A 12,579-nucleotide genomic window follows, 5' to 3' on the forward strand; every position below is an offset into this window, starting at 1 on the left:
CCATAGGACTCCCTCGACCAGATCACACAAGTTGCTACAAAAATGTCGCTTTTTCTGCTGGGGAATGGCGGCCACGGAACGGAGGGAGTGGGTCCAAAACGGCTTGCCTGGGGACCTCGGATTCTCACATCATTTCAAGGGCTTAGAAGAAAATCCTTGAAATTCCCTCTGTTTTCCCGCCGCGAGCGACCGTGGATACCACCTTTGTGCCCTGGCTTTGGGCATCAGTCAACGGGACGGGTACAGCGCCAATTGTTTACGATTTTCAGATCTCCCCTTGCGGTTCCGTAGCAATTAAGTGTGCGGCAGCTATACCCCGCCATTTCGGTCACGGAAGCCACCTGTCCTCTCAACCCAACGCAGACATCGCTCACGGCTACCTCGCTTCGTCTGTGCCACAAGCACACACTAAGGTTGTTAAGCTTGTCCAGTCTCGCCGCGGGCAGGGGCAACGAGGAGACCCGACGGAGGTTTGTCGTCACCACGACAATCCCGGTCCGAGGCCACGTCTTCACCTCGGATAGCCATTCCACCGGAGATGCTGCCGTGGTGGCTTCTCATCAACAAAGGCGGCAGCCACAAGGAGGATGCCCTGGACGTCGTCACGTGGTGGGTGTCAAGAATAGCAGCGACTTCGTGATGGCTGCGGGAATAAGCGACGCCAGTTCGCGCACGGTCTCGCCAAAAAGATGTGCGTTGGTACCGCCGCCGAGTTAACTTGATTTAACGAAAAAATCCTTGCAACAAATCATAGCGCACGGTAGTTATTCGGTCGGGCCTGGCCCATGAGATCGCCTTTGCGGTCGCCCAAAAGCCTCCGTGGAAACATCGGAGGCTTTTTGAGTCTTAGACCTTCCGTTCGACATTCTCAAAGCAGCTATATTTGGATCCGAGCATCGGCCGCTCGTCTTCCCTGATAAGACAGTCGATTAGCTTTCCGTCCTGGGTCAGGCGCTGGTAAGGACGATTGTGGGCGTTATAGCCTCCCATGCAGATCGGCCATAGATACAGATCCGCCAGTTGCGCCATCGGCGAAGTCTTCTGCTTGGTCTTGAACTCGTAAAGCGTCTGGCTTAATTGCTCAGTGGTCAATGGGCCGTACTTATGGGAATTGTCCTTAGCAAAGGGCATTCCTTCCGTTTTCAGAGCCTTGTAATAGCCCTCAAGGTTCGCATCTTCAGCCTTGTTGCAGCGCTCAGGGTGCACGCGCAGCTTCAAGCCCTGCGTGATCGCATATTTCGCGGCCCGTTCGACGACGACGGCGAATGCAGTTTTGCAGAGCATCCAAGGATTTTGCTTGTACTGCTCGAGATATCGACCGCAGTATCCGGGACGGTCGACGGTGCACGCGATACCGACTACGGGCGCCTCTCGCATCAGATTGTAAAGTTCCTCGTAGAACGCTTCTAGCTTGTCATTCTCCCAGCCCCGCAGGAAATCAAAGTTTTCGTTCTGCGACCTTATTTCCGAAGAATGCAAGGGGGCGGTGATTCCCCATTTCTGGCAGAACCTTACGTGAAGGTCTCGAGCGAGGTCCTCTTCGTCACTTCGAACTAGGATGCCACCAAGTGCGAACCAGTCGTACCCGTGCGCCGCTTTCTTCCCTACCTTGCGGGTTGGATGTCTAGTTCCAGAATCGTCGAGATAGAGGTTCAAAGTGACGGGCAAGGCATTCTCATGTGGCAGTCGACGAGTTTCGCGGTCGGCAGAAGGTCAAGTACAGCGGCCAGATCTTCGTTCAGCACCAAAAAGGGCATCCTGTCCGTCTGGTAGTAATGTGCGAGGTGATACCTGTGATTGCCGCCCTGCAGGCTGCCAACACGGTTGATCAGCGGAGGAGTAACAGGCAGTCCCTGAAGCCAACGAAAAGCGGTCCCCTCACTCCCAGGCTTATACTTCTTGTGCCAGGAACCCTTGTCGCGGCTAGAGTGGTGCGTCAACTTGCCATGGACATCGGCCACGTCGGCTTCGATTAATGTGAACTTGTCTCCCGGATGCAAATCAGGGTCGTCACCATCGTAGGCTAGATAGAGGTGTGCGGGATCCAGATCCCACTGCGCCGTCAGATCAGCGGGAGGCGTAACGAGATCCTTGCTCCACTTGACCCGCTCCGCTAGTTCATCGGCTCGAGACATCGAATTCCTCACTTAATCTACCACCGATCATATCCATAGCGACGATGGTGATCAGCCCCTTTCGGATCAACCTATTAATTTCGTCTGCGGACATCGCTGTTCGTATCCAATAACTCCCAGGCGGCGCAAGCATTGCCTCGGCTTGAGCACTCTCTCGGTTGTAGCAAACGTCCTCCTCCTCACGTCGCCGGCCCCTTAGCGGATGATTTCCATTTTTGCGGCGTATCGGCCCATCTATCAGTCCCTCCGTCACCCGACCTGATAATGAGCCTAATCACGATGGCTTTCCCGCCGAAGACGCGCATCTGTAGGCGTTACGAAGCAAAATGTTCGAGATCGTACTTTTGTAGCCATGGCAGCAGCGGCTGTATTGAGCTCGCGGGATATAATGAATTCCCCGCAAAATCGGCGACGCGATCTAGTTCATTTCGAAGAAAGTCCGCAGCAATTTTCTCATTGGGTACGGTCTCTTCCGGCAGCACAACAACGAAATCGTAAATTATAGCAACTTCTTTGCCCGGTGCGCGTCGAAGAATGCGGCCACGGCGCTGAATAAACTGGCGGGGATTACGGGAACTTGCGATCAAATAGGCAGTGCGGCAGGCAGGGACGTCGATGCCTTCATCAAGGCACCGGATCGCTACTAGGGCCTCAGTTTCGCCGTCCTTGAATTGCCGGAGGATCTCCCGTCGCTGAGCCCGATTCTCTTCAGACGTGAACGGCGAGACCCTCACGTTCCGTTTCATTAGCGCCTGCGCCACCGCATGACGCTGTCTTACCTCCACAACGGATGCACCGAAATCATCCTCATCCTCATCATCCTCCTCGAGCGTGCGTCCGTCGCTGCAATAGAATAGCGAGTGCGGTCCGACCTTGTGGCGGTCTAGCAGGCGGTTGAGTTCTGTCATCTTGTTGCTAGCTGCGCCGATCAGCCGCGCTCGTCGCATGAGTAGGGACTTGAGCTTTTCTCCTAACGGTCCCCCGACATCGTTCCTGGCCGCGGCGAAAGCTCGCGCTATTTGATCGCTGAGGTTCAGGTAATCTTGGGCTTCGGCGACCGTGAGCCTCACTGGTACAGGGAAATACTCGTAAGGCGTGAGCACTCCATCACTGACCGCATCTGCAAGCGTATACTGATAGACCGAGCGGTTGTAGACATCACGCAGCCGCTGATTGGCCGCTTCGTCGAGATAGTGGAAGGGAGTGGCCGAAAGGCCGATACGGAACTTAGCCCCTGGGAATAGCTTATTCAGATAGCCGCTGCTTCCGTGGTGGTGGCATTCGTCGCCAATGAAGAATAGGCGCCCTCTGTCGAGTCGCTCTGCGAAAGCCTGGAAGTGGTCTGTCTTCAGTGTCTTGTTGACGACAACGACAGCGATAAACTCCTTCTGCTGATCACTATTTCGCCGGAGATATGACTGAACGACTGGCTCCCAATCATTTCGATTGCCATAGCATCGGATCGCATGGATGTTGAAAAGCCTCAGTTCCTCGCACCACTGGTCTGCAAGGGCCTGATAAGGAACCGACACGATCAACGCTATGCCTTCGTTCGCCTGCGAAGTCTTCGTTGCCGCATAAATGGCTGTTATCGTCTTGCCAGAACCGGTGGCTAACTCAAGGATACCGTTGTAGCCGTTGCTGCTCCATGCGCGTAGTGCTTCCAGCTGGTGATCACGCATTCCAAAGGGAATGCCATGTAGAGTCGCCGGAACTCTTGGCATACTGCTACCGGTAGACGCGCCAATTCGAACGAAGTCGCTGATACGGCTGGCCTCTTCCTCTGGCGTAGGCGCCTCGGAGAATTGCTCCATGACAAACTTGAGACCCTGCTCAATAGCCTCCGGGAGACCACATATGATCGTAGAGCTGCCAGTATCTCCTGACCACAGCCGCGCAAAGTTCGTTGCATGGTTCTCCACATACTCCTTCTGCCCTGAGTTCCAGGAACGGAATACGGTTATCTCTTCGGAATTGAAGCGGGGATCCAAGGCGCTCATTGTCTCGTTCATCGATCCGCTGAACGAAATGATATCTCCGTGCCTATCCCGCAGGAGGCCAATTTTTTGATGGAACATACCATTCGGCCGCACAGCGACTTTTATCTCAAGACTGCCCTTGGAGAATAGCCAAGCCAAAATCCGAATCCGGTACTCTAGCAGACTGCCCGCGTTGTCCTTAATCAGCCGTGCAAAGTCTGGGAAATCGCTCTCCGACCATGGCGTGGCAGAGCCTGCTTTGATTGCCTCGAAGTCCTCGGGGGCGACCAGCTTGCTAAATATCAGCTCTATGCGCCCTCCGTTCGACACTAACGTTGACATGGCCGCAGGCGCGTTAAGCAACACACCGAGAGAAAAGAAGCCAACTGCACGCTGATATTGCACAGCTTCGCGAAGAGAGGGCAGGAAAAAGTCGGAGTAGATGTTGTCGAACTCTGACGTATAGTTAGTTTTTAGCTCGAGTGCGCGGAGCATTAGAAAGTTGGTTCCACCACGTCCACCGCAGGGTTTGAGGACTTAGGTGGCTTAACGCCTATTGTGTTCAAGCCGCGCCAGACCGCATCTTCAACGCTGTTATCTGAATAGCGGTCAATCCAGCTTTGAACGAGTTCGAGGCCGCCGTTGGCGTACTCCTCATAGATCTGTACGCAGTCCTTCTCTTGCTCCGGTCGCAGAATGTCCGAATTCTTTGTATCCGCCAACGCTAGTGCGAAGATGATATCGACCGCCTCATTGAGCTGGAACTGGGCGCCAGCGATATCCTCTGTTCCTGCATTCGGATCTAGCGGCTTCTTGCGCCGCTCCTTGTAGCCGAGTATCGCAGAGAAACTCATGGCCTCTCGCAGAGTAGGAAAAAGCTTAGCATCCTTGCCGCCAAGTGCCTGCAGTGTGCTCTCGAAAGCCTTGCTGCGTCTAACCGGGGAGTGGATAAGGCGCATGATCAAACAACCTCAGTTATGCGGGTGCCGTCGATCTGACTATTGTAAGTAGTGAGGTCATAGGTGGTCCCGCCAATGGTGATCACCTCTGGCTGCTTCTCTGCCCCGTCGTCGCGGTTGTGGCGGGTCAGGAGGTACTGCTGCCCCACCTTCTCTGCCAGCGTTGTCATTACGACGTCCGATGCTTGCGACGTGGAGACTAGCAGGATTACTTGCGAAGCAAGATTCGGCAGAAACTCAGCCACGCCTCGGCGGTAAAGTGGGTCAAGGTGACCAAATGGCGAATCTACCACGAGAGGGGCGACGGTGCCTGGCAGTAGAATATCATCGTCATCATCCTCTCGGGTCTTCGCGAATTTGGCAATCGCGCCGGTAAATGCGAGGCCGAGCAGTTGGTTCTCGCCGGTGCTCTTTGCGACCTCCACTCCGTGCTCGTCGTAAAGTCGTAGCTGATAATCCTTATCCAGCTTCACCTTGGCTGGCTTCCGCATAAATCGTTGGACGATAAGATCAATATCCCCCTCGATTGTCGATCTGGCAGCCTCTTCTTCTGCCGAGAGTCTTGACTCGAGCCTAGCCATAAGTGCCGCCGATAGCTGCGCTCGTTTGACGTAGCGCTTGGCCGCATCAGACTTCCGGATCAACTCATCACGCTTGCGGACAAGATCAGCCGTGTCACGTTGTAGATTAGTGATCGTGGCCCGTAGCCCGGCCTTCCTGTCAATGGCTTGGTCCCGTTGCCGTTTAGCACGCTCGCGAGCCGCTTCCTTTTCAGCAATATCAGTGATTGGATTAGCTGCGAGCTCCTTGGATATGTCGGTCAACTCCGCGTCCAGGCGTTGGATCTCGCTCTCTACCCTACGTAGATCCTCGTTGTTCCGCTCAAACTCGCTCCAAGCGCGTTCCGCCCGCTGCTCAAAGCGGCCGAGTGCCTCACGCGTGGACATCACTCTCGACATCACTGCTTGATCACCAGCGGAATCGAGGAGGGTCTTGATATGCTCGTGTTCTACGCTGCCCTCAGTGACAGGGCGGCCACAGATGCACAGATTGTCCTCGAGAATCTCGTTGACGAGCTTCTTGTCGTACGGCGAAGGAAGTTTACGTCGGGTTTCCTCGGCCTGTATAACATCAGCCGCCTCGCTCATCAGTTCCTCGGCGAGGATAGCGGTAACGAAATTCTGCATCCAAGAGCTTGAGCGGGTGGCTGCTTTGGTTTTTTCGGTCTCTTTCGCCGCCAGCTGATTCTCAATGCGGTTGCGCCGAGCTTGTGCTTCCTTGGCCGGTTTCGTCCCAGCGAGCTCTTGGCCCAATCGATCCATGCGTTTGCTTGCGGCTTCAATCTCCTCATCTATCTTTGCAAGATCGTCCTCATATCCTGCAATCTTTAGGTCGTTCTGTTCGATCTCCCGCTCGGTCGCCTGAGCTTCCGCACTAGTGTTGTCGGATGCCTGACGATTGTACTCCTGACAGGCCTTTTTTAGATCTTCCAGAGCCATTCGAGCGACCGTGGACCCTAGGATGCCTTTAACGGCTTCACCAAACTTCTTGGCGCCGGTGGCTCCGGTATAGCGGCTGGTGGCCTCTCCATAGAAAAAGAAATGTGGCGCCATCTCTCGGGGAATAACAGAGTTGATAAAGCGATCCGGGCGGCTTTGCGAAGTTGGAACTTCACCACCTGCACGCAGATCCACCATTCGCAGCGCCTCAGTTGTCCTCGTTCGCTGATCGTAGGTCCTGCTGGCGCGGTAGCGCTTTCCATCGTGCTTAAAGTCGATCTCGACAGTCGCCTTCGTGACACCATCATGGCTAGCTGCAAACTTGTTTACTAGCTCTTGAGGATTCTCAAATTCACTCTCGGCCGGCAGAATGTTGAAGAAGCACCAATTGATCGCGGCTAAAAGACTTGTTTTTCCTACGCCATTTTCCGCCCGGATAAGGGTGACGTTTTTCTCTGGGTCATCGGAGGTGAAGAAGGCGTTCACTCCGTAAAAGCTGCGCCAGTTCGCAAGCTCGATGCGTTGGATCAACATCTAAAAGCGATCCATATTTGCTTCGATGATCTTCTTGAGCTCAGCAGGAATACCGCGAGCGGTTTCCCCGTTATCAAAGTAATTTCGCCGCACCTTATCGAGGATCTGGCGAATTAACTTATCGAGCTCGCGTTCCTCGAACGCCTGTGAGCCAAACAACTTTTCATCAGCCACCACTACGCCCCCCATTTGCGAACCCGGCCTGAGTCTATTTCAGGTAGGCTAGCTCAACTCAAACTAGTACGGAAGCCCAAGACACCCAGAAAGCAGCCAACATATTGCACGTGCCGACGTTCCAGCGTTCGGTAAGTCTGAACACAGATTCCTTACCTGCTGCTCCTTACCGCGACGGGAGCACTTTCCATGGTTTCAACCTGCTACTTGTGGCAAACTACGCAGCCAGCGCTCGCCTCGTCGATCCCATAGTAGTCGTCGATCGTCAGGTCTGGCTGCCCACCTGCCAGCGGGTTGACGCGCCTGCGTGCCAGGAGGCGCTTGCGGCGCTGCTCGAATTCATTCTCTATGGCCCTGACACGTTCCGGGCGTTCTAGCTCCTCTAGACTTTCGCCTTGGCTCCATGTGAACGGCGAGCCATGGTCGAGCGCGTTCTTTTCGTACCCTTTAGCCTCAGCGAACGCCGCTGGATGCTCACGCATAAGGCGAACCCACTCGATCTTCTGCTGGAAGAAACAGAACGTGCATCCGGAGCGACTCCTCCAATTGTAATATTCTGGTTCGCCAACGCCCGAACTATCCAACATTTCTATGACCTGCGCACGATCTACTCCCGCGTCGCGAAGAGGGAGGTGGACACGCATGTTGGGATGGGTCGATTGATATCCTTCTCGGCTCGGCTCGTCGGCACGTATAGCGACATAGGAATGCACGACGGTGCCATTTTCCAGATCATCTTTGAGCCATTGCTCGAGCGGTCGCAACTTGAGCTGGCGGGTGCACCATCGCGTTTTCGCCGAAGGCAGGAAGTGGTTGTACTCCTGGAGCCAGAAGTCAAAATCGCGGTCTGGATTTAGGCGCTGGATCGGCTTTCCAAGAAATCCTTCGAGCTTATCGAGAAATGTGTAGACCTCCGTCAACTCTTTTCCCGTGTCCGTGAAGAAGTACTCAAGATGAAGCTCGGGATGGTTCTGCCGCATGTAGACCGCAAGCGCGGCGCTGTCGCGTCCGCCGGAAATGCCGAGGATATGACGTTCTGTCGGCTGGCTCATGACGCCTCCGTTTTCTCTTCCGCTGAAAGGCGCTCTACTACACGAGCAAGTGCGGCAAGCTCCACTGTAGCTCCCAGATTGCTTTTTCTTATTCGGCCAATGAGCTCAGAGGCAAGTTCTTCGGCATCCTCAAGCTCAGTATTGGTAACTTCAAATGTGTGGAACACAGGGGCGGCTTCAGGATCAAGGCCGACGACGACTGAAATCGCGCTCGCCGTCGGCGCTCTTCCTTTCACAGCGGCGAATGCTTCCGCTTCTCGGAAACGTCGGGCAAGTTTTGCCAGTTCGAACACGGCCTGTTCTTGTTCCTTGTCAGACCAGCTCCTTGGTGGCTTGTGCACCAGAAGACTCGCGAGCCCTTCAATGTCTCCATTCCCCCCCGCGAATGCGCCTGCTCTCACCGCGAATGCGTCAAGCCGGAGGTCCGCCCTGACCCCGGAGGCGGTTGCTGCGCGGGGGCCAAGCCCCGCGAACGTCTCGGGGTCGACGCCAAGCTCTCTAGCGAGGCGGGTTGTAAGGTCGGCGAGCATCTTGGGGTAGGCAGCTTCCGATTCCAGTAAAGCGGATGTGACTGCGACTGCCGGATCCACTTCCTCCTTGAGCGCGTGCGTCAGGTCGGTGAACAGGAGCGCCTCGGGATCGTTCGCTTTGAGCACGATGTCACGGACACGCTGGGCTTTCGCCGACAAAGAGGTTGTCCTCTGCGTCCAAAGTGGCAGCTTTTTGAACCGCTGGTAGAGCGCGGAGGCGACGGGGAGAGGCGCCGCTGAGATCTTTTGGCTATTGCTGGAAAGCAGCATCGCTAACCGCATCATGAACGCTTCATTCTTCTTCGAGCGAACCACGCGACGTAGTTCTACTGAAGAAGGGTTCTGCATCATACGATCGACGAAAACATCGTCGATGACCGCTTCATAAGCCCCATTTACATAGACGGCTACCGTGTCCCGATGAGCAAGCAGGAAAGCGAGTGCAAAAACCGGCATCACTCCCCGCTTCATACCGATAGGGCGGGAGGACCACTTATCGTAAAGCTCTGAGAGTTTGAATCGGCGTCCATTCTCGAAGATTGCCCATGCTGGCTTGAGGCGTTTTCCCTCGGCAGTGTCACTAGGATCTGCGAAACCCCAGATGCCATCTGCTCCTTCACGGTGGAGGCCAGAAGGTCCGAGAACGGTCAGGTAAAGGCCCTTTTCGGCAGGAAAACCTTTGATGTCGAGTGCTTCGTATGTCGCTTTTCCGACCATTGCATGGGCAAGAGCCCGCAAACCCGCCATTGCGCTCGTCGACGGCTTGTCACGATTGAGCAGTTCACTGCGTATGATCGGACTGTCGGGGTAAGCAGCATCCATGACCGCCGATGCCACCACGTTCACGTTCGCGCCGTCGAGCTTTTCCGCCCGCGTACCCAGCATCCACCAACGCGCCGAGGACAGGCTCGCGATAAGGTCTGCCCGTGTTAGATCAACGATCTGCGAGCGTCTTGCGGAGACCTCCCGGCGAGCGATCCGGTCACCCTCAAGATGAGGGTGAGCGGCTTCGATCCGGTCAAGTGCAAAGAGATCATCGACGTTGGCTCGCAGACCGTCCGCATTCGAGACGAGGGCGACCGCCGCAGTTAACCCGGCGAGTTCCAGCGCATCCGACAAGGCGGCTGCCATCTCCTCAATTGGCGCGTCGACAGACGTCGGGTCGGGTGTCAGCAGAACGATCAACCCCGTCGATTTTCGCCTCCTGCGTGCTAGCCGCTCCGCAGCGCTCTTCGCCCAATGTGATGGGTCAATAGGCACGTCCTGAGCGTGCTGCAGGACGACGTCCAACGTTCGCAGCGCTCCCGTGGCAAAATAATGACGCTTGGCCGCGATCGGCCCGACATCAAGTCGGGCCGGCAAGTCGATCAAGGCCTCAACCGACGCGCGATCTGTGTGGCTTCGAATTGCATCATCGAGATCAAAATCGCTTCCTGCAAAGATCGCATATCCGCCAAGCCTTGGCTGCCTTATCAGGATCGCTCGCTCGACAAGTTCCTTGAGCGCCTCATTGACCGCTGCGGATGTCTCGCCGATCGCACACAGTCGGAGCACGTCATCCACGACTGCGAGGCCCGTGCCGTTTCTGAAGAATTCAATCATAGCGGCCGCCTTGGTGAGGCGTGCGCAAAGAGGACCACGCAGGGCAGCCCTCTCGACGGCTTCCATAGCAAGTGTGAGCCTGCTGCCGTCGGGGCCTACGGCTAGGGCGGAGCCAAAGCTCGCGAGAAGGTAATCCCAAAGCTTATCGGGACCGAACCACGCGTCCGCCCCCTTTGCCGGAGCCGATATCAGATGTGCCTGGAATCCATGGGGCTCGGAGGACGACAGAAACCCAAATACGCTCCGCTCATTCTGGGCGAACCGTTGCCGTGATACCGGACCCAAAAGTAGCGACGTCACGGGATGAAGAGGCCAGGCGCCGGTGAGAATGGCGGTCATGCCCTCCACATCGACCGGGCGACGTACCGATATTGCGACAGCCGTTTCGCGAGCCAGTGTCGCTGCTTCGGCGGGTACGTTATCTGCGATGACCGCACGAGAAACGAGCGCGGCTATCTCGTCTGACTGTGCGGTGAAGGGCACGTTCTGATAACGTCCCTGAACTTTGGCCCACTCGTCGCGGGCCGTCTTGCCGAGGCGTCCTGCATACTGCTCGAAGGACTGGTGGAGAATACCGACGACAACCAGATTGGCCCTTGACCGCGCTGCCCGCTCCGCAAGGTCTTGCAGTATATGCACATCCCCACCACTTGAGGTGGCGTGCTCAAAAAATTTGCCTAATTCGTCCACGATGATCAAGAGGCCACCGCATTTTCCAGCCTCGGCTTCGAGCTGCGATATTAGATAATTGGAGTCCTCCGCAGCGTTCTGCGCCTCGTTTTTTTTCCAGTTTAGCGTCTCTGCGGCTACGCGGGTCAACTCCTGATGCAGGTCAGCGCGACGCCCGGTGAGCGCGAGTATGCGCCATCTATTGTCATCTTCCGGAAACGCCAGACGGAAGGCATCCGCAAACTCCGCATCAACGACCTCACTGGCGACTTGCCGCTGTTCAGGAGTTCCGGCGACTAAGCTGCCTACAAGAAGCGCTGCGCAGGATTTCCCCCCGCCATATGGGCCAGTCCAAGTAAAGGCCCTTTGTCCGGACTCGGTTATGCTCTCCGCCATTCCTAAGAGAGACTTCCGCACGGATGCCTGTAGGATATAACCACTAAGCGGCGGCGTGCCCGAAAGATCCGATTCTAATCGAGCTGACAGCGCAAATCGACGCTCGACTCGAACAATATCGATCAGTTTCCTCATGAGCGGCCACCTTCGGAGAAGCTGGCGCTGAGCAGAGCGTCTTCATTCACTTCCGTAACAAGGCTAACCTGTCGCAACCCTGCCGTATCCGTCCAGATGATCGCTCCGTTAGTGATCTCACCAATGCGGGAAAGACGATTAAGCACACTATCCTCGTCGAGTTTGAATACCCGGCCTGGCGAGCCAATTCCGTATGATGCCACCTCAGCTGACAGGGTGGGGGCGTTTGTATGCCAACGTCTCCAAAATCGCCGCAGAGCGAGAGCAAAGACTGCATCGGGCAGATTCTGCTTGGGACCGCGTACGAATTCGTATTGGTTAGCGAGACGCTGTTCGCGGACAAGGGACAACTCGTTGAGCAGCGGCTCAACGGCATCTTCAGCGCCGTCCTTTTTGGCCACGTAGCTCCGAATAAGTACCTCTGCGTCTCTTTTGAGCGTTTCGGCCGTTACGCGGGCCGACTTCGCCGTTGCTATCTCGAACAAGCCGCTAGTGATCGTCTCCCGATCGAAGACTGGTTGATTTAAGATATTGAAGCAATAGAAGAAGGCAGTCGACAGTTCCGGAGTCCCTGCAAGTGCAAAGTGGACCAGCCACATCGTGGCTGGATCCTCGAGGTAGGGATCATAGCCCCCGTCGTCATCGAGGATCGCTCGTCCAATTTTTGTAGGCCTTAGTTGACCCTTATCATCCTCAACGATTCCCGTTGCGATCGCCCAATGCCGAATTGAAATCGCCATATTCTTGCCAACGCCGAATTTTGCGATTGCCTCCTGCTCCTGAAATGTTCTTCTGGTGGCGTTTTCATTGGCGACGGCATCATACGCTTTCTTGAGCCACAGTAGCCTGAGGGGAAACGTTTCATGGCCGACGAACTGTGGCCGGAAATCAGAATCATGAATATCGATCAACATG

General features: G+C 55.6%; 9 protein-coding genes. All 9 read right to left on the minus strand.

Annotated elements, in window-relative coordinates:
- Window positions 1-846 precede the first annotated feature (846 nt).
- The 9 genes from NT26_RS01725 to NT26_RS01765 all read right to left on the minus strand — a co-directional run bounded on the left by NT26_RS01725 (window position 847) and on the right by NT26_RS01765 (window position 12,578).
- Window positions 847-1,668: a DUF3800 domain-containing protein gene (locus NT26_RS01725; RefSeq protein WP_052637078.1), complete on the minus strand. Its 822-nt coding sequence runs from the start codon at window positions 1,666-1,668 to the stop codon at window positions 847-849.
- Entirely contained in the window at window positions 1,653-2,135 is a 483-nt protein-coding gene (locus NT26_RS01730) for a hypothetical protein (protein WP_052637079.1), read from the minus strand. The genes NT26_RS01725 and NT26_RS01730 overlap by 16 nt, the downstream gene beginning before the upstream one ends.
- 314 nt (window positions 2,136-2,449) lie before the next feature.
- Window positions 2,450-4,609, minus strand: coding sequence for a DEAD/DEAH box helicase family protein (locus NT26_RS01735; RefSeq protein WP_052637080.1), 2,160 nt, complete (start codon window positions 4,607-4,609; stop codon window positions 2,450-2,452).
- On the minus strand, window positions 4,609-5,073 hold the full coding sequence (locus NT26_RS01740) for a hypothetical protein (RefSeq protein ID WP_052637081.1): 465 nt from the start codon (window positions 5,071-5,073) through the stop codon (window positions 4,609-4,611). The genes NT26_RS01735 and NT26_RS01740 overlap by 1 nt, the downstream gene beginning before the upstream one ends.
- A 2-nt stretch (window positions 5,074-5,075) precedes the next feature.
- Complete coding sequence (locus NT26_RS01745) at window positions 5,076-7,106, minus strand: AAA family ATPase (protein ID WP_052637082.1); 2,031 nt, start codon at window positions 7,104-7,106, stop codon at window positions 5,076-5,078.
- Complete coding sequence (locus NT26_RS01750; protein WP_156157117.1) at window positions 7,107-7,280, minus strand: hypothetical protein; 174 nt, start codon at window positions 7,278-7,280, stop codon at window positions 7,107-7,109.
- 203 nt (window positions 7,281-7,483) lie between these two features.
- A complete protein-coding gene (locus NT26_RS01755; protein WP_052637084.1) occupies window positions 7,484-8,332 on the minus strand; it encodes a phosphoadenosine phosphosulfate reductase family protein in 849 nt (282 codons plus the stop codon).
- Window positions 8,329-11,664: a hypothetical protein gene (locus tag NT26_RS01760; RefSeq protein WP_065814506.1), complete on the minus strand. Its 3,336-nt coding sequence runs from the start codon at window positions 11,662-11,664 to the stop codon at window positions 8,329-8,331. The genes NT26_RS01755 and NT26_RS01760 overlap by 4 nt, the downstream gene beginning before the upstream one ends.
- Window positions 11,661-12,578: a DUF4007 family protein gene (locus tag NT26_RS01765; protein ID WP_052637086.1), complete on the minus strand. Its 918-nt coding sequence runs from the start codon at window positions 12,576-12,578 to the stop codon at window positions 11,661-11,663. The genes NT26_RS01760 and NT26_RS01765 overlap by 4 nt, the downstream gene beginning before the upstream one ends.
- Window position 12,579: the final 1 nt, after the last annotated feature.

This window comes from Pseudorhizobium banfieldiae, assembly GCF_000967425.1.
In the GTDB taxonomy this organism is placed as follows: Bacteria; Pseudomonadota; Alphaproteobacteria; order Rhizobiales; family Rhizobiaceae; genus Neorhizobium; species Neorhizobium banfieldiae.